This is a genomic window from Vibrio sp. CDRSL-10 TSBA, from assembly GCA_039696685.1.
In the GTDB taxonomy this organism is placed as follows: Bacteria; Pseudomonadota; Gammaproteobacteria; order Enterobacterales; family Vibrionaceae; genus Vibrio.
Genome location: CP155566.1, coordinates 3,074,043 through 3,093,074, shown reverse-complemented (window position 1 = coordinate 3,093,074; position 19,032 = coordinate 3,074,043). Strand labels below are relative to the sequence as shown.

The window sequence follows — 19,032 nt, the reverse complement described above, 5'->3', positions numbered from 1 at the left end:
TTTTTTTGCCCTGCGTCAGGCAGGCCGGAAGAACGCAGGCTGAGATACCGGCGGCCTGACGAAAAACCTGTGTAATCAAGGCTTAATCTAAGCGTCATCTCAATTGTCACTCAGGCTGTTTAAAATTTGACCTCGGTTCACCATTAGATGGGCAGGCTGAGATCCAGGTCGATGTTCGTGCTGCACAACATTTGTACTTACAGCGTTAAGTACAACACTGGTAACTGAAATTTTCGGTGTTACTGCGGTAAATGTGACACTTCACAATGAAACTCACACTGACGTTACATCATGGATGACGAGGATGATTATGCCGATCCAAGCGAGGTTTTCTGTTTTTTATCCGGCTGCCGGCGTGTCGCTGGCAGCACTGCTTAGTGCTCCGCTGCACGCTGAAATCGTATTGTCGCAATACGTGGAAGGCAGCAGCTATAACAAGGCGATCGAAATCGCCAATACGTCCGATCAGCCCGCCAGTCTCGATGGCTATCAGCTGGCTCTGTCGGTAAACGGTTCCGGCAACTGGGATCGAACGCTGGATTTAAGCGGGTTGCAGATCGGGCCGCGTGATGTACTGGTGATCGCTAACTCGGGCGCCAATAGCGACATCCTGGCTCAGGCCGATCTGACGAATAACAGCGTGATCAACTTTAATGGTAATGATCCTGTGGCGCTGCTGAATGCTGACGGCAGTGTGCATGACGTGCTGGGTGAGATGGGCGGTGGCTACTTTGCTCAGGACCAGACCCTGGTCAGACTCGCCGATGCGCTGGCCCCGTCGGCCAGTTATCAGCCGCAGCAATGGCAGGCTCTCAGCCGGGATGTGATAGCCGGACTTGGTTCACTGGGCGGCGACACAACGCAGGCTTTTGCCTGTCTGGATAATGGCAGTACACCTGAGTTTACCGCGATTCAGACCATTCAGGGCGAGGGTAACCGCTCGCCGTTTATTGACGGTTATCCGTATATTACTGAGCAGTCTTATTATGTGCAGGGCGTGGTCAGTGCGGTAACCACGGGTCTGAGCCGCGGCTTCTACCTGCAGGCGCTGGAGGATGATAACAATCCCAATACTTCGGAGGGCCTGTTCGTTTATACCGGTCAGTCAGCCTCACAGCTTGAGCCGGGTGATGTGGTGTGCGCTCTCGGGCAGGTTGAAGAGTATTACCAGCAGACTCAGCTGCGGGTCGAAAACCAGCAGTGGCTGAAGACCTCACAGCAGGCAGCGCCGCGACCACAGCCGATTGAAAGGCTCGCCACCGACAACAGCTTCGCCGACACGCTGGAGCGTTATGAGGGAATGCTGGTCACCCTGCCGCAGGATCTGGACATGCGCGTCACCCGCACCTTCAGTTATGACTATGATGCGCGCCGCAACAACATGGTACTGGCGCAGGGAAGAGTCAATATGCAGCCGAATCAGCAGCATGTCGCCGGTTTCCGGTGAGGCGCAGCAGCAGAGCCTCGACAATGCGCAGCGTCGTCTGTTTGTTGAGTCAGATGCCAGAGCCGCAGATGGTGAAATCCCTTACTATCCTGAGTTTGGCCGCAGCGATATCGACCAGAATGGCTCGACGGAGGATTATATTCGTATTGACGACACCCTGTTTGGTCTCGAAGGCGTGATTGGTTACAGCTATGACGAGTATCGTCTGATTGTCACCAATCAAATCAGTCAGGACAATCTGATCCATAATCAGCCCCGCACAGAGCAGCCAGAGCTGGAACGAGGTGATTTGCGCATTGCCTCGTTTAATGTGCTCAACTATTTCAACTCGCCGTTTGGCGGCGACAGTAACGCGTTTGGTGATAATCGCGGCGCGCAAAGCTATGCGGAGTTTGAAGTGCAGCAGGCAAAAATTGTCGCGGCCATCTTGCGCCTTGATGCTGACATCATTGGCCTGATGGAGATTGAGAATAACGGCTTTGGCGAGGGGGCTGCAATTGCACAGCTGGTCGGCCAGCTTAACGCGCACATTGGCGATAAAAAACGCCGTTACCGTTTTGTCGCCGTGGACTCTAATCATGATGGCGTCACTGACCAGCAGGACTCGGTGGGCAGCGATGCGATTACCACCGGGGTTATTTACCGTGACAAAGTGGTCAAGCTGCGTGACAACCGGGTGATTGCAATGCCGAGCCAGCACGCGCCGCAGGTGCTTAATGAGCAGGGCAATGTGATTGAAGACGGGGAAAACTATCAGCGTGACACTCTGGCGCCAACCTTCCAGGTCAAGGGTGGCAATCAGATGATTACGGTTGCGGTCAATCACTTCAAATCGAAAGGTTCAAGCTGTTGGGAAGATACCGCGCCGCCGGAGCAGGGCGGTCAGGGCGGCTTAGACAGCGATCTGCAGGGATCATGTGAACAGTTCCGGGTCGCCGCAGCGGTGGCTCTCGGGGATGCGCTGGCTGAACTTGACGGTCACAAAGTGATCATCGGCGATCTCAACTCTTATGCGCAGGAAGACCCGATCCTGGTGCTGACCGATTACTCGCCGCAGCAAGCAGGTAAAACCATTCGCGCCGCCCGTAACACCCGGATTAACGGTGTTGAGCAGTTCGGTGATCAGGGCGCGGACATTACCCGCACTTATGGCTACCTGAACGCGATGACGCTGAGTGACCGCAGCAACTGGAGTTACTCGTACAACGATGAGGTCGGTTCACTTGACCATATCCTTATCAGCCCGAGTTTGCGTCAACACGTCGTCGATGCGACGGACTGGCATATTAATGCGGCGGAGTCGACGCTGTTTGATTACAGCGATGATTTCAAAGGGGATCTGCCTAAGTATCAGGACCATTTCCGAGCTTCGGACCATGATCCGGCACTGCTGGAGCTGAGCATGTATCCGGCGGGTTGTCCGCATTCGCCGCATGGCAAAGGTCGCTGTCAGGCGCCACGCTGAGCCGATCAAGCGCAGCATAAGTGATTGAGGGGGCTGAGGCCCCCTTATTTATGGCAGCGCTCGCCGCCGCTGAGCGACACGCCGCGGACAAAAACAGCCGTCATTACCGGCAAAATGCTTTTATTGATTGAATCCGCATCGGGGATTTGTAGAATGCGGGGGTTGTTCTCTAACCTGTAACGCCACTATGCTTCTGATTATCGATAACTATGATTCGTTCACCTATAACCTGTACCAGTACTTTTGCGAACTGGGCGCAAAGGTTGAAGTGGTGCGTAACGATGAGATCTCCCTCGAACAGATTGAAGCAATGGCGCCAAGCCATCTGGTGATTTCGCCCGGGCCGTGTACGCCCAATGAAGCCGGCATTTCACTGGCTGCGATTGAGCATTTTGCCGGTAAGCTGCCGATGCTTGGCGTGTGCCTGGGGCATCAGGCGATAGCTCAGGTATTTGGTGGTGAAGTGGTGCGAGCCCGTCAGGTGATGCATGGTAAAACCTCACCGGTCCGGCATACCGGACGCAGTGTATTCGCCGGTCTCAACAATCCGCTCACCGTGACCCGCTATCACTCGCTGGTGGTCAAAAACGGCACTTTGCCGGATTGTTTTGAGCTGACCGCCTGGACTGAACTGGCCGATGGCAGTGTGGATGAGATCATGGGCTATCAGCATAAAACCCTGCCGATTGATGCGGTGCAGTTTCACCCGGAATCGATTAAAACCGAACAAGGCCACGAGTTGCTGGCTAATTTCCTCAAGCGCTGAGCGCGCAATCCTTTCTTTTTCCTCTCAGCCTGGCGGCATCTCGCCGGGCTGATTACTGATCGCGATCACTTTTCTTAACATTTTCGTCATTTAATTTACCTTTTTTCTGCGCTGAAAAGTTATGCGCCGCACATCCTGCCAACTCCTTGCCAGTGCTGATGAATACAGGGCTCAAATGAGGTTTTTTCGCTCATTTTTAAAAAGTACTTCATAAAAGAGTTTACATGGTGCATAAATAATCATGAGTGGTGAGGATTGTGAGCTTAAATGCTAAGCTGAAAGAATAATTCACTATTGAATTGGTTAATATTTTGTAAATACAATGCTGCATCTGCTTAAACGCAACACAAAATCTTATGAGTAAGGTTTTGGGAAGGAGAGCCTTTTTGCCAGGCATGCGGTATTGATAAGGAATGGGTAATGACAGTGGAAAATAAAGTAGATCGTGGTTTGTTTGATGAGGTGATGGTGCCTTGTTATAGCCCGATGGAATTCATCCCGGTTAAGGGCGAAGGTTCACGCGTGTGGGATCAGCAGGGTAAAGAGTACATCGACTTTGCCGGCGGTATCGCCGTAAGCTGTTTGGGGCACTGTCATCCGGCTATGGTGAAAGCGCTGACTGAACAGGGCAACAAAATCTGGCACCTCAGCAACGTGATGACGAATGAGCCTGCGCTGCGTCTGGCAAAAAAACTGACTGAGGTCAGCTTTGCGGAAAAAGTCTTCTTTGCTAACTCCGGCGCAGAAGCAAACGAGGCGGCACTGAAGCTGGCCCGTCGTTATGCGGCAGATGTTTATGGTGCGCAAAAATCGGAAATCATCGCATTTAAACAGGGTTTCCACGGCCGTACTTTCTTTACTGTGACCGTGGGCGGCCAGGAAGCTTACTCTGACGGCTTTGGTCCGAAACCGGGCGATGTGACTCACCTGCCTTACAACGATATCGAAGCGCTGCAGGCACACATCTCTGATCGCACCTGTGCCATCATGATGGAGCCGCTGCAGGGCGAAGGCGGTATCGTGTCGCCGAACCCAGAATTTGTGCAGGCGGTGCGTGAGCTGTGTGATAAACACAACGCCCTGCTGATTTTTGATGAAGTGCAGACCGGTAACGGTCGTACCGGTGATTTCTATGCTTACCAGGGCATAGGCGTGACTCCGGATATTCTCAGCACCGCCAAGTCACTGGGCGGCGGTTTCCCAATCGGCGCCATGCTGACCACCACCAAACTGGCTCAGCACATGAAAGTGGGCGTACACGGGTCGACGTACGGTGGTAACCCGCTGGCTTGCGCTGTGGCAGAGGCGGTGGTTGATATCGTCAGCCAACCTGAAACTCTGGCTGGTGTTAAGCAGCGTGAAGCTCTGCTGCGTGCGGGACTGGAGAAGATCAACGCGAAATACAACCTGTTTAAAGAGATCCGTGGTAAAGGTCTGCTGCTGGGCGCGGCACTGAACGACGAGTGGCAAGGCCGCGCGCGTGATGTGTTGCTTGCTTCTGGTCAGCAAGGTCTGATGCTGCTGGTGGCTGGTGCGTCTGTGGTGCGTATGACCCCATCACTGGTGATCACAGAGCAAGAAATTGAACAAGGCTTAGCACGACTGGATAAAGCAATTGCAACGCTAGTTTAAGCAAGCCGGAGCACTGTATCTTAGCCAAGAGATGGCGCGGATACAGTGCTGTTATCAGGCTGACAGGCGCTGGCCTGTCTGCATCTGGAGGGAATATAGATGCTTGTTGTTCGCCCCATTGCAATGTCTGATTATGACGCGCTGCATACCTGCGCGGTTGAATCGGGACATGGTTTCACCTCATTGCCGGTCAACCAGGAACTGTTGACCAACCGCATTACCCATTCCGAATACAGCTTTAGCAAACCCAATGTGACCGAGCCGGGTGACGAAGGCTACCTGATGGTTGGCTTTGACTCCGAAAGCGGCGAAGTGGCCGGTACCACCGGCATCGAAGCGGCGGTCGGCTGGGACATGCCCTGTTACTCTTATCACATCAGTACCATAGTGCATTCTTCGCCTAAACTCGGTGTTAACAATGTGGTCAAGTTACTGACGTTTGGCAACAACTACACCGGTTGTTCCGAGATCTGCACCCTGTACCTGCGCCCGGCGTTTCGGCAGGGGTTGAACGGCCGTCTGATGTCGAAGTGCCGCTTTTTGATGATGGCAGAACACCCGGAGCGCTTTTCCAAAACCATTTTCGCCGAAATGCGCGGTGTGTCGGACGAGCATGGCAACTCGCCGTTCTGGCAATGGCTGCAGGAACACTTTTTCTCGATTGATTTCACCATGGCCGATTATCTGACCGGGATCGGCAAAAAAGGCTTTATCGCCGATCTGATGCCCAAACTGCCGATCTACATCAACCTGCTGAGTAAAGAAGCGCAGGCGGTGATTGGTCAGGTGCATGAGAAAACCCGCCCGGCATTAGCCTTGCTGGAAAAAGAGGGCTTTACCTGCCGCAACTATGTCGACATTTTCGATGCGGGTCCTTCAGTCGAGTGCGATCTGCGCAATATCGAGTCGGTGCGCGATTCGGTGCGGGCTAAGGTCGAAGTGGCTGCGCACTCCAGTTCGCAGACGTTTTTGATGTGTAACAGCTCATTTGAACAGTTTCGTGCCACGGCGGCGAAAGCGGCGCATAACCGCGAAAGCGGCACCGTCATTATTGCGCCGGATGTCGCCTCGGCGCTGCAGGTTGAAACAGGTGACTGGGTGCGGATTCTGGCCCAGTAGACCCCATTTACAAGACAAGTTAAGGATGTAACACATGACTCAGTGGATTGCCGGTCAATGGGTGGCTGGCCAGGGTGAACATTTCACCTCTCTAAGCCCATACAACCAGGAAGTGGTCTGGCAGGGGGACTGCGCGACACCGGCTCAGGTTGAAGAGGCGGTCAGTGCCGCGCGCAGCGCACTGCTGAACTGGAAACAACGTTCGTTTGCTGAGCGTGAACAAGTCGTACTGGCGTTTGCTGAGCAGGTCAAAGCCAACAGCGAGATGATCGCTGAGGTCATTGCCAAAGAAACCGGCAAACCATTGTGGGAAACCCGCACTGAAGCCGCCGCGATGGCCGGTAAAATTGCGATTTCTATTCGTGCTTATCATGAGCGTACCGGTGAAAGTGTGCGTGAAGCGGCGGGCAACCAGATTGTGCTGCGTCATCGCCCGCTCGGTGTCATGGCGGTATTCGGGCCGTATAATTTTCCGGGTCATTTGCCGAACGGACACATTGTACCGGCGCTGCTGGCGGGTAATACCGTGGTGTTTAAGCCGTCAGAGCAGACGCCGTGGACCGGGGAAGTGGCGATGAAACTGTGGCAGCAGGCCGGATTGCCGGATGGTGTGCTTAACCTGGTTCAGGGAGGAAAAGAGACCGGCATCGCGTTAGCGCAGTCAAAAGGTATCGATGGCCTGCTGTTTACCGGCAGCGCTCAAACCGGTCATTTGTTGCACCGTCAGTTTCGCCGGCCAGCCGGGTAAAATGCTGGCGCTGGAAATGGGCGGCAATAACCCTATGGTGATCTCTGAGCAGTATGGCGACCTGGACTCGACCGTGTACACCATACTGCAATCTGCCTTTATCAGTGCCGGCCAGCGCTGTACCTGCGCGCGGCGCTTGTACATTCCTGCGGGAGAGAAAGGTGATGCGCTGCTGGTACGTCTGGTTGAGGCGACCCGCAAACTGCGTATTGACCAGCCGTTTGCCGAGCCGGCGCCCTTTATGGGGCCGCAAATCTCCGTGGCGGCGGCTGAGGTGATCCTCGCGGCCCAGGCCCGTCTGGTTGAACTTGGCGCAGAGCCTTTGATTGAGGCGCGTGCGTTGCAGGCGGCGTTTGTGACGCCGGGGATTATTGATGTGACCGCAGTGTGTGAACTGCCGGATGAAGAAGTGTTCGGGCCGTTGCTGCAGGTGGTGCGTTACCAAGGCCTTGAGCAGGCCGTCGCGCTGGCCAATGATACCCGGTTTGGTTTGTCGGCCGGTCTGGTCAGTACCGATGACGACGAGTGGCAGTATTTCGTCGACCATATCCGTGCCGGTATTGTTAACCGTAACCGGCAGCTGACCGGAGCGAGCGGAGATGCGCCGTTTGGCGGGCCGGGTGCGTCCGGCAATCTGCGTCCGAGTGCCTACTATGCCGCGGACTACTGCGCTTATCCGATGGCTTCGATGGAAGGTTCAGCGACTGAGCTGCCGGCGACGCTCAGCCCGGGCATCGAACTGTGAGTTCAGGGGCTGGCCAGGTGCCGGCCCGGTAGTCGCTATCACTGTGCCGCCCTGCCGGGCGGTCAACGCTAATGCGCGCTGGCGCGCTGAAAAGGAGGCGTTATGACGCCAACAGCTCTGTTTCAATCTCTGTGGAATGATTACATTGACCGTCTTTGTCCTTCGGCGGACAAGGTGCATCAGTTGCTGGAAGAAGACGAAGCACTGATCAATGACCATATTGCCCTGCGCACCTTCAATCTGGCGCCATTAGGCCTGGATACTCTTGCCCGGCCGTTTATCGAGCTGGGTTATCAGGCGTGCGGCGATTATCTGTTTGAGAGTAAAAAACTGGTTGCCAAACATTATGAGCATCCGGATCCGTTGCAGCCGAAAGTGTTTATCAGTGAGTTGAAAGTAGAAGAGTGCTCAGCGCAGTTGCAGTCTATTGTGCAGGCGCTGGTGGCTCAGGTTGACGAGCGTCAGCTGACGGGCAGCGATTTCCTCTTCGGCGGGCGGTTATGGCAATTAAGCTACGCGGATTATCAGGCGCTGGCCGCAGAGAGCGAGTATGCCTCCTGGCTGGCAGCACACGGTTATGGTGCCAACCATTTCACCGTCAGTGTCAATCAGCTTAAGCATTTGCATGAAGTGCAGCAGGTTAATGATCACCTGCGTCAGGCCGGATTTACCATCAATGAGTCGGGCGGGGAAGTAAAAGGGTCGCCGCAGGTGTTACTCGAACAGTCCTCGACCATGGCAGATAAGGTTGCGGTACGTTTTAGTGATGGCACTTATACTGTCCCGGGCGGTTTTTACGAGTTTGCCAAACGTTATCCGCTGCCGGATGGCAAATTGTACACCGGCTTTGTCGCTGCCTCAGCCGATAAGATTTTCGAAAGTACGGACAGCCGCTAAAGAGCCTGTTTTTGCGTCCTGAACACAATAAAAAAGCCACCGCGAGGTGGCTTTTGCAATTTTGCTTGTTTTACGTACGGGCTTAACGAGTGCCGTAAACCACGATAGTTTTACCGTGCGCAGAAATCAGGTTTCTGCTCTTCCAGCATCTTCAGGATGCGGCCAACGGTTTCACGTGAACAGCCGACAATCTGACCAATCTCCTGACGAGTGATCTTGATTTGCATGCCGTCCGGGTGAGTCATCGCGTCTGGCTGTTTAGCCAGGTTCAGCAGAGTCTGCGCGATACGGCCTGTTACGTCCAAGAACGCCAGATCGCCGACTTTTTGGCTGGTGACTTGCAGACGGCGCGCCATCTGACCAGAAAGACGCATCAGGATATCAGGGTTAACCTGAATCAGCTGACGGAATTTCTTGAATGAAATTTCAGCCACTTCACAAGGAGATTTGGCACGAACCCAGGCAGTACGCTCTTGGCCTTCTTCAAACAAGCCAAGTTCACCGATGAAATCACCTTGGTTTAGGTAAGACAGAATCATCTCCTTACCTTCTTCATCTTTGATCAGTACCGCAACAGAACCTTTAACGATGTAGTACAGGGTTTCTGCTTTTTCGCCCGCGTGAATCAGCGTGCTTTTTGAAGGGTACTTATGAATGTGACAATGGGAAAGAAACCACTCTAGTGTTGGGTCGGTTTGAGGTTTACCTAGAACCATAATATCTCACTTCCTCTGCAGGGTACGCTTGCTGCTATCCATATTTTAGCGAAGCCTTATTCAACGGATTCTCTAGAATAAGAGGACTTTATTATTGCTGCAAGTTATCTTGTGTTTCGGTTTAGAATAGTATCCTTTTTCCAACACGATTTCTTGACTTTAATCGTGTTGGAGACCGGATAATGTACGCAAAACTGTGCCCATGATCACGGTATGAAAAGTAAGCGACATCCTTAGCCGATTTTTCCTGATTCTATCAGTTGTTCCAGCAGTGGCCGTACGATCAGCTCCATCGCAAAGCTCATTTTACCGCCCGGAAACCACGATGGTGTTGTGGCGTGACATAAACGAGCCATCAATCATCGCCAGCAGGTACGGGTAGTCGACATTTTTAATCCCGCGCACCCGGATCACGACAAAACTTTCATCCAGGCTCGGGATGCCTTTGGCGTTGAGCGGGTTAGAAGTATCGACCGTCGGCACGCGCTGGAAGTTGATATGGGTGCGGGAAAACTGCGGTGTGATGTAGTTGAGGTAGTCATCCATCGAACGCACGATGGAGTCCATCACAGCTTCACGTGAGTGGCCGCGGTCGCGGGTATCACGCACGTATTTCTGAATCCATTCCAGGTTGACGATAGGCACCATGCCGATCAGAAAGTCGACATGCTGAGCCACATTGATGTCACCATCGACCACACCGCCGTGCAGACCTTCGTAGAACATGATGTCTGAGTTTTGTGGCAGATCCTGCCACGGGGTAAAGGTGCCCGGCATCTGATTGTAGGGGACCGCTTCGTCAAAGGTGTGCAGGTAACGACGAATCTGGCCGGTACCCGATTTACCATACTGACGGAAGAACCCTTCCAGCGCGGCAAAATCGTTGGCCTGAGGGCCGAAGTAGCTGATATGGCGCCCTTGCTCACGTGCTTTACGGATTTCGACGTCCATCTCCGGGCGGGTAAAGCGGTGAAAACTGTCACCTTCCACCCACGCCGGCCGGATGTCCATCATATTGAACATCTTGCGAAAGGCTTCTGAGGTGGTGGTGGTGCCCGCGCCCGATGAACCGGTCACGGCAATAATTGGGTGTTTCGCTGACATGACAGACCTTGTCTCTGATTCCTTAACGAGGCTGTGTAATTTCACAGCCTGAGTCGAAACACTATAGCACGGAAACGGTGATCGGGTGATGGCTTAAGCGCGGTTGGTTTTGATATCGACGGTTTCATGCAGTTCAGAGTAGACAATTACCGCATCACCGCGCTGCAGCTGGGCTCTGACCTGATCGACTTTATCCTGCAGCGAGACTTCTTGCGCGCCGTAGTCGGTGCCTTCACGTAACACGAATTCGCGGATCAGGCTGTCTAATGTATCGGGGTCAATTTGTTGCCAGGGAACAATCATAAATACCTCATACTTTTATGATGGATGAACAGGGCGATTATATCAGTTTTTATCGCGCAGGCAGGCATAGTAAGCGGGCAGGGCCTGTTCGAGCCAGAAGACTGGTTTGAGCAGGCTGCCGCTGACAAAGCCGACGTGTCCACCCTGCTCGAACAGACGATAGTCAATGTTATCCGGCAGGATAAATTTCGGGATCACCGCATCGGTCATAAAGGGGTCGTCTTTGGCATGAATGATCTGGGTCGGCAGACGGATATCCTGCAATTTATGAATGCCTGAACAGCGCTGATAATAATCGCTGGCATCACGAAAGCCATGCAGTGGGGCAGTGATCAGGTCGTCGAACTCCTGCAGGCGGGTGACTCGCTTAATGTTGTGGTAAGACAGCCCGAGTTCGCCTTTGAGCAGATGATGCTTCTTGAGCGCGGTATTTTTCAGTGATGAGAGCAGATAGGTGCGGTACAGTTTGGAGAAGCCGTGCTCAATACGCTCTGAGCAGGCGGCAAGGTCGAGTGGCGCCGAAACGATGGTCGCGGCACTCAGGATCGGGTCCTGATTGTAATCGGCCAGATAATTGACCAGCATATTCCCACCCAGCGAGATGCCGACGGCGATAATGGTCTGCTGCGGGAAACGGTCACGGATGGTTTCCAGCACAAAGCGCGCATCTTCCACCTCGCCGGAGTGATAAGCGCGCGCCAGGTGGTTGGGTTTACCACTGCAGCCGCGAAAGTGCATCATCACGGACAGCCAGCCATCCTGGGCAAAAGCGTGCATCAGGCCATTGGCATACGGACTGTAAAAGCAGCCTTCCAGACCATGAAACAGCACAAACACCGGTTTATCACCACTGGCCTGCTGCGGGTCTTCACTCCAGGCTAAATCGAGAAAATCACCGTCCGGCGTGTCCAGTGTTTGCCAACAAGGTTCGAACAGCGCCTTCTTGCGGATAAAGCGGGGTAATAAGGTTTGCAGGTGCGGATTCTTCAGGCCGGTCGCGGCAACAAATTGGGTCATAGTTCAGCCAATACAAAGTGTTTAAATGAGTATATACCCTAATAATAGGCTGTTCGAATTTTGCCGCTTAGCCCTGCCGGAGCGCAGTGGTGCCGGCTCAGAATGAAGCAGGAACGGGTTTACCGAAAATGGTGGCCAGATGTTCGGCACCAAGCTGGCGGCAGTAGCGCAAGGTCAGCACTTCACCGTGATTGATGGTCAGGGTATGACGGTTGATGACCTCAATAAGGTCAGACTGCTGCTGCTTCTCAAGCTGCAGTTCAAACTGCAGCGCTTCGCGGTACAAAGTATCGGTCAGATTGTTTTTGAGTTTGCGGCGCAGTTCGCGGTAGTGATGGAGCAGGGTTTCGGTTCTGGCAATGCCTTCAACCAGCGATTGCCAGTCCTGTTTCCTGCAAGGTGAGCTGCTGCTCGTCGAGGTACTTAAGCAGCAGCAGTAAGTTCACATTGCCATTGAAGTTATTCTGTAAGCTGAGACACGCCTCTTTGACCTCGCGTACGCTGTAGTATTGCAAACTGAATTGCCACAATCTTTCTAACGTGAGGGATAGTGTGACGTGTTCTTGGCTCATTGAATGTTGAACTCCTGTTCCATCTCTTCCAGGGCTTCCTGCTCACTCATCCAGTCACCTTCGACCTGTTCCAGTTCGGATTTGGCGCTGGCCTGAGTTGCGAGAACCTGATTAAGTTTAGCTTTATTTTCCGCGTCATACAGGGCGGAATCGGATAATTGTTGTTCTGCCTCGGCAATTGTGGCGTTCAACTTATCCATTTTCGCTTCCAGTTGTGTCAGCTTTTTGCGAATTGGCGCGGTCAGCTTGCGGAAATCCGCTTCGCGTCGTTTCTGCTCTTTTTTCGCCGCGGCACTGTTGGTGTTGTCTTTGGCCGGAGCCTGCGCCGCACTCTCTTTGCGATCAGCTTTTTGTTGATCGGTCAGCCACTTATAGTAATCGTTCAGATCACCATCGAACGGTGCGACTTGTTGGTCGTGCACCAGGTAAAGGTCATCGGTGGTCGCGCGCAGCAGGTAGCGGTCGTGACTGACGATCACCATCGCCCCCTCGTAGCTTTGCAGAGCCAGGGTCAGGGCCTGGCGCATGTCGAGATCCAGGTGGTTGGTCGGTTCATCGAGCAGCAGCAGGTTTGGCTTCTGCCACACGATCAGCGCCAGGACCAGACGCGCCTTTTCCCCGCCGGAGAAGGGGCCGACTTTATCCAGCGCCTTATCGCCGTGAAAACCAAAGCTGCCGAGATAGTTACGCAGCTCCAGCTCGTTTTTGTCCGGTGCGATTTGCATCATATGCTGCAGCGGCGTCTCTTCCGGGTGCAGTGTTTCCAGCTGATGCTGGGCAAAGTAACCAATCTTGACACCTTGCGAGTAGGTCAGATCGCCGCCTTGCGGATTGAGCTCGCCCGACAATAGTTTGATCAGGGTTGATTTACCGGCACCGTTACGGCCCAGCAGACCGATACGGCTGCCCGGCACCAGATTGAGGCGAATTTTTTCCAGAATCAGATGGTCGCCGTAACCCGCACTGACCTGATCCATCATCATAATCGGGTTAGGCAGAGCGGCAGGCTCACGAAACTCAAAACTGAACGGGTTATCAAACTGGGCTGGCAGAACCTGTTCCATCTTCTCCAGCGCTTTGATGCGGCTCTGTGCCTGACGGGCCTTGGAAGCTTTGTAGCGGAAACGGTCGATGTAGCTTTGCATGTGCGCCATCTGTTTCTGCTGTTTCTGGTACATGGCTTGTTGTTGCAGCAGTTTCTGCGCGCGCTGGGTTTCAAACGAGGAGTAGTTACCGGTGTACTCGTTCAGTTTCTCGTTTTCGATGTGAATAATCCGCCCGACAATCGGGTCCAGAAAGTCACGGTCGTGGGAAATCAGCAGCAAAGTGCCCGGATAGCTTTGCAGCCAGCGTTCCAGCCACATCACGGCATCCAGATCCAGGTGGTTGGTCGGTTCATCGAGCAGCAGTAGATCCGAGCGGCAAATCAGCGCCTGAGCCAGGTTAAGGCGCATACGCCAGCCACCGGAAAACTGAGTCAGATTCCACTCCATCTGCTCCTGGCTAAAGCCCAGTCCATCGAGCAGTTCGGCAGCGCGGGCACGGATGCTGTAACCGCCGATGGTTTCCAACTGACCATGCAGCTCAGCCACGCGGGTGCCCTGATCCTGTTGCTCAGCCAGATGTAACTGGCGTTCCAGCTCGCGGTATTCGCGGTCACCGTCAATCACGTATTCCAGTGCAGTGCGTTCCAGAGCGGGAGTTTCCTGCGCCACCCAGGCCAGTTCCCAGTGTGCGGGCTGGTTAAAACTGCCGGCATCTATGGTCAGCTCGTCTTTCAGCAGCGCAAACAGGGTGGATTTACCGCAGCCGTTTTTTCCCACCAGACCGACTTTATCGCCGGGATGAATGGTCGCTGAAGCTGCATCAAGCAGTGGTTTGCCACCGCGCAGTAACTGAATATCGGAGAAGGTAATCATAATAATGCCGTCTGTTCTGGTATTAAATTTTCGCCCGGAATAGTAGGGGCAATACGGATAAATGTCGATCATTATACAAATTACGTTATGATGCTCAGTAACCGTTTGATAACCACAGGGAGTGTGCTCAACGAATGGCAAACCCAGAGACCGTGGCTGACAACAAGCCCAAAGTATTGGTGGTGTATGCCCACCCTGAGCCGGATCACTCGGTCGCCAATCAGATCATGATCAAAAAGATCAAGACCCTTGAGCATGTCTCGGTACTGGATCTCTACGCTACCTATCCCGATTTCTTCATCGACGTCAATCTTGAGCACCAGCGCGTGCTGCAGTACGACGTGATTGTGTTTCAACATCCGCTGTATATGTACTCCTGTCCCGCTTTGCTCAAAGAGTGGATTGATCGTGTGCTGGGTAAAGGCTTCGCGTTTGGTGATGAGAGTGCCATGAAAGGCAAGATCTGGCGTAGCGTGGTGACCACCGGCGGTAACAAAGATGCGTTCAGTCAGCAAGGATATAACCGTTACTCGATGCGCGAAATTTTGCAGCCGTTTGAACTGACCGCTGCTCTGTGCTGCATGGAATGGATGGAACCACTGATTCTGTATTGGGCGCGCAATGTCAGTGAAGTGGAACGTTATCAGCACGCTGAGGAATACCATCAGTGGCTGCTCGACCCGCTTGGCCGGACAGGAGTGAGTGATGGCCGCACTGACCGGTGATTTCCTGCAAAGTGCAGTGGTTTTTCTGACTTCGGCGGTCGTTGCGGTGCCGCTGGCACAGCGCGCCGGGCTTGGCTCGGTGCTCGGCTATCTGCTGGCCGGAGTGGCGATAGGCCCGTGGGGGCTGGGGCTGATCAGTGATGTGAATGCGATTCTCCATTTTGCTGAATTTGGCGTGGTGCTACTGCTGTTTTTGATTGGTCTGGAACTGAATCCGAAAAAGCTGTGGCAGATGCGCGGCCCGATCCTTGGACTCGGCGGCGCTCAGGTGGTGGTGACCGGTGCGGTGTTATCCAGCCTGGCCTGTCTGCTCGGCATGAGCTGGCAGAGCAGCCTGGTGGTTGGCCTTGGCCTTGCTCTTTCCTCCACCGCGATCGCATTGCGCGTGATTGAAGAGCAGGGGCTGAGCCGCAGTGAGACCGGGCAGTCGGGCTTCGCGGTCCTGCTGTTTCAGGATATTGCGGTGATTCCGATTCTGGCACTGATGCCGGTGCTGGCCGGTAGCACCGGCGGGAGCTGGCTGGACGGCGTGTGGATGCTGTGTGGCATCATTGGTCTGCTGGTCGGCGGACATTATCTGCTCAGTCCGCTGTTTCGTTATATTGTGCTGAGCGGAGTGCGTGAGCTGTTTACCGCCGCGGCGCTGCTGCTGGTGGTCGGGATTGCGCTGCTGATGCAAAACCTGGGGCTGTCGATGGCGCTGGGTACTTTCCTGGCCGGTGTCCTGCTGGCCGAAAGTGAGTTCCGCCATGAGCTGGAAATTGCTATCGAGCCGTTTAAAGGCTTGCTGCTTGGCCTGTTTCTTTATTGCGGTCGGTATGGCCGTTGATCTCGGTATGCTGATGACTATGCCAGTGCAGATCCTGCTGGCGGTTACCGGCCTGGTGGTGGTCAAAGGCCTGATTCTCTATTTGCTGGCGCGTTTATCCGGCACCCGGGCTAAAGCGCGCAGCAGCATGGCGGCGATTCTCAGTCAGGGCGGCGAGTTTGCCTTTGTCATTTTTACTGCCGCAAGCAATGAAGGTTTGCTGGCCGCGGAGCAGGTGTCATTTTTGCTGGTGGTGGTCAGTTTATCCATGGTGACCACGCCGCTGATTCTGACCGTACAACGTAAGTGGTTTGCACGTCGTCTCAACAGCGCAGCGGATGAAACTCTCGATAGCGATGTGTTCAATAAAGAGCCGCGGGTGATTATTGCCGGTTTTGGCCGTTTCGGGCAGATTGTCGGTCGTTTGATGTTTGCCAATAAGATCAAGGTGACGGTGCTGGAAAGCGATGCGAGCCAGATCAAATTGCTGCGCAAATATGGTTATAAAGTGTTTTATGGTGACGCGACTCAATTAGAATTGCTGCGCGCCGCCGGGGCCGACGATGCCGAAGCGATAGTGATCTGTACCGATGCGCCGGATGAAGTGATGAAAATCGTCGCTCTGTGTCAGCACCATTTTCCGCGCCTGAAAATTCTTGCCCGTGCCCGCAGCCGGGTCGAGGCCTATCAGCTGATGAATCATGGTGTAGAGTGTTACTCACGCGAAATGTTCCTCGGTGCGCTCGACTTGGGGCGGCAGGCACTGGTGTCGCTCGGTATGCATCCGTATGAAGCCAAGCGGGCCGAAGCGCATTTTCGTCGTCTTGATCATGCCATGCTTAAAGAGCTGCTGCCGCAGCACACTGAGGGCACGAAACTGGGACTGCGTGCCAAAGAAGCACGTAAAGAGCTGGAAGAGATATTTGGCCGCGAGATGGATAATGATCGTCAGTCGCGCGGCTACTGGGAACAATAACAGGATCAAATAACGTGAAAGCCAAGAAACGTTTTATTGCCGGTGCGGCCTGTCCGCACTGTCAGGCGCAGGATACCCTGCGCTGGTGGATCGACAATAATGTCGAATTAGTCGAGTGTGTCGAGTGTGACTACACCGAACAACGCGCGCCAAAATCGGTCGAGCAGAGCACGCATGCCGGTGAGCAGATGATAGGTATCTTCCGCCCCGAGTGAGTGCTGCGCCGCGTATGTCTCTCGCTGAGAGCGGGATAAAACGCGCTTTTGCGGCCTATGACCGACCTAAACCGGGTCCGCTTGCCACGCATGCCTTGAGGTGACTGGACGAATCATCCATAATGTCGCCTATCTCAAGCTAATCTGTGTGATCTGATTTGAGTACTGAATACACAACTCCTTGGAGCCGTTATGAAAATTGAAAAGAACGTGGTTGTAAGCCTTGCCTACCAGGTAAAACTGGAAGATGGCATCGTGGTAGACCAGTCAACAGTGGAAGCACCACTGGATTACTTACATGGTCACAACAACCTGATCATTGGTCTTGAGCGCGAACTGGAAGGCAAAGCTGCCGGTGATAAATTCACTGCAACGATTGCACCAGAAGATGCGTACGGTGAGCACAGTGATGCACTGGTTCAGCGTGTACCAGCTGACGTATTCCAAGGCGTAGACCAAATCGAAGTGGGCATGCGTTTCCTGGCGGATACTGACCAGGGTCCAATCCCGGTAGAAATCACTGAAGTTGATGGCGACGAAGTTGTGGTTGATGGTAACCACATGCTGGCTGGCCACACTCTGACTTTCGAATGTGAAGTGGTTGCACTGCGTGAAGCGTCTGAAGAAGAGCTGGCGCACGGTCACGTTCATCAGGCTGGCGGTCATGACCACGACCACGACCACGAAGGTGGTTGCTGTGGCGGTGATCATCACCACCACTAATTGATTTCAGCGCCGGTCACTGTACCGGGAGCCGAAATGAATCAAAGCGCGAGCCGGTTGACCTGGCTGGCGCTTTTTTATATCTGAGTACTTTCTTTTTGCGTGTCCGGTGAGGACGTTACGCCTGCGTAGTGACGCCCAGCGAGGCGCTGCCCAGCGTGATGTCAGCGGACAAGGAGCACAGCATGACCCAACCTTTTGCCATCGCCATCCATGGTGGTGCCGGTACCATATTACGCGCCCAGATGAGCGCTGAGCTTAACCGCGAGATCCGCCAGGCTCTGCAACAGGCCGTCAGCGCCGGTCATCAATTGCTCGCCCGGGGGGCAGATGCACTGGAAGCTGTGGTGGCTGCCGTCAGGGTGCTGGAAGACAGTCCGCATTTTAATGCCGGGCATGGTTCGGTGCTGACTCACAAAGAGATGGTGGAAATGGATGCTTCGGTGATGCACGGCGCGCAGATGGACGCCGGTGCGATTGCCGGGGTTTCGCCATATTCGCAATCCGGTTGAATTGGCCCGCGATGTGATGCTGCGCAGCCAGCATGTGATGCTGGCGGGTGAGGGTGCGGAAGAGTTTGCATTCAGCCTTGGCTACGAATACACCGAGCAGGATTACTTTTTTACCGAGCGCCGTTATGACCAGCTGCAAAGTATGAAACAAAAAGGTCTGTTTGCCCTGTCGGAATCCGCGTATCCGGACGATACTAAGCACGGTACGGTCGGCGCGGTCGCGCTGGATCAGCATGGCAACCTCGCCGCAGCCACTAGTACCGGTGGCATCACCAACAAGCAGTATGGTCGCATCGGTGATTCGGCGATTATCGGCGCAGGTACGCTGGCAGAAAACGGCAACGTAGCGGTGTCAGCGACGGGAATGGGCGAGTACTTTATCCGTAAAAGTGTCGCCGGGGATGTGGCGGCCCGGATGCGCTATCTGCAGCAGGACGTACATACGGCTTGCGAACAGGTGATCCAGGGCGATCTGAAAGCGATGGGCGGTGAAGGCGGTCTGATTGCCATCGACGCACAGGGCGAGATTCATTTCGCGATGAACAGCAGCGGTATGTACCGCGCCAGTATCGATGTACAAGGCAACTTGCTTGTCAATATTTATGCAGATGAGTGAGTATTAA

Annotated in this window: 10 protein-coding genes and 7 pseudogenes; 11 read left to right on the top strand and 6 right to left on the bottom strand. The window is 54.1% G+C overall.

Going from position 1 to position 19,032, the window contains the following annotated elements:
- Positions 1–310 precede the first annotated feature (310 nt).
- The 6 genes and pseudogenes from ABDK09_22110 to ABDK09_22085 all read left to right on the top strand — a co-directional run bounded on the left by ABDK09_22110 (position 311) and on the right by ABDK09_22085 (position 8,819).
- Positions 311–2,855: pseudogene (locus tag ABDK09_22110) on the top strand (ExeM/NucH family extracellular endonuclease).
- A 244-nt stretch (positions 2,856–3,099) separates the two neighbouring features.
- Positions 3,100–3,678, top strand: a complete 579-nt coding sequence (locus ABDK09_22105; GenBank protein ID XAW89379.1) for an aminodeoxychorismate/anthranilate synthase component II — start codon at positions 3,100–3,102, stop codon at positions 3,676–3,678.
- 420 nt (positions 3,679–4,098) lie between these two features.
- Positions 4,099–5,310 carry an aspartate aminotransferase family protein gene (locus tag ABDK09_22100; protein ID XAW89378.1) on the top strand — a complete coding sequence of 404 codons (1,212 nt, stop codon included), beginning with the start codon at positions 4,099–4,101 and terminating at the stop codon, positions 5,308–5,310.
- Between the two features lie 99 nt (positions 5,311–5,409).
- A complete protein-coding gene (gene astA / locus ABDK09_22095; GenBank protein XAW89377.1) occupies positions 5,410–6,429 on the top strand; it encodes an arginine N-succinyltransferase in 1,020 nt (339 codons plus the stop codon).
- 34 nt (positions 6,430–6,463) lie between these two features.
- A pseudogene (gene astD / locus ABDK09_22090) lies at positions 6,464–7,922 on the top strand (succinylglutamate-semialdehyde dehydrogenase).
- A gap of 102 nt (positions 7,923–8,024) precedes the next feature.
- Complete coding sequence (locus ABDK09_22085) at positions 8,025–8,819, top strand: DUF1338 domain-containing protein (protein XAW89376.1); 795 nt, start codon at positions 8,025–8,027, stop codon at positions 8,817–8,819.
- 82 nt (positions 8,820–8,901) lie between these two features.
- Here the strand turns inward: ABDK09_22085 and crp are convergent.
- From crp to ABDK09_22055, 6 genes and pseudogenes are all read right to left on the bottom strand, one after another.
- Positions 8,902–9,535, bottom strand: a pseudogene (crp, locus tag ABDK09_22080) (cAMP-activated global transcriptional regulator CRP).
- Positions 9,536–9,768: 233 nt separating this feature from the next.
- Positions 9,769–10,639 (bottom strand): annotated as a pseudogene (locus tag ABDK09_22075) (phosphoribulokinase).
- A 93-nt stretch (positions 10,640–10,732) separates the two neighbouring features.
- Complete coding sequence (locus tag ABDK09_22070; protein XAW89375.1) at positions 10,733–10,942, bottom strand: YheU family protein; 210 nt, start codon at positions 10,940–10,942, stop codon at positions 10,733–10,735.
- A 42-nt stretch (positions 10,943–10,984) separates the two neighbouring features.
- The gene (locus ABDK09_22065; GenBank protein ID XAW89374.1) at positions 10,985–11,959 is read right to left on the bottom strand and encodes a hydrolase; all 975 of its coding nucleotides are present in this window, start codon (positions 11,957–11,959) and stop codon (positions 10,985–10,987) included.
- A 97-nt stretch (positions 11,960–12,056) separates the two neighbouring features.
- Positions 12,057–12,531: pseudogene (locus tag ABDK09_22060) on the bottom strand (TIGR02444 family protein).
- Positions 12,528–14,450, bottom strand: coding sequence for an ABC transporter ATP-binding protein (locus ABDK09_22055; GenBank protein ID XAW89373.1), 1,923 nt, complete (start codon positions 14,448–14,450; stop codon positions 12,528–12,530). Before ABDK09_22055 ends, ABDK09_22060 begins: the two are co-directional and overlap by 4 nt.
- Positions 14,451–14,584: 134 nt before the next feature.
- Between ABDK09_22055 and kefG the strand changes: the two genes are divergently transcribed.
- The 5 genes and pseudogenes from kefG (at position 14,585) to ABDK09_22030 (ending at position 19,025) form a co-directional block, all read left to right on the top strand.
- Entirely contained in the window at positions 14,585–15,175 is a 591-nt protein-coding gene (gene kefG / locus ABDK09_22050; protein XAW89372.1) for a glutathione-regulated potassium-efflux system ancillary protein KefG, read from the top strand.
- Positions 15,156–16,959 (top strand): annotated as a pseudogene (gene kefB, locus ABDK09_22045) (glutathione-regulated potassium-efflux system protein KefB). Before kefG ends, kefB begins: the two are co-directional and overlap by 20 nt.
- Before the next feature lie 14 nt (positions 16,960–16,973).
- Entirely contained in the window at positions 16,974–17,174 is a 201-nt protein-coding gene (locus tag ABDK09_22040) for a YheV family putative zinc ribbon protein (GenBank protein XAW89371.1), read from the top strand.
- 192 nt (positions 17,175–17,366) lie between these two features.
- The gene (gene slyD / locus ABDK09_22035; protein XAW89370.1) at positions 17,367–17,897 is read left to right on the top strand and encodes a peptidylprolyl isomerase; all 531 of its coding nucleotides are present in this window, start codon (positions 17,367–17,369) and stop codon (positions 17,895–17,897) included.
- A gap of 185 nt (positions 17,898–18,082) precedes the next feature.
- Positions 18,083–19,025 (top strand): annotated as a pseudogene (locus tag ABDK09_22030) (isoaspartyl peptidase/L-asparaginase).
- Positions 19,026–19,032 lie beyond the last annotated feature (7 nt).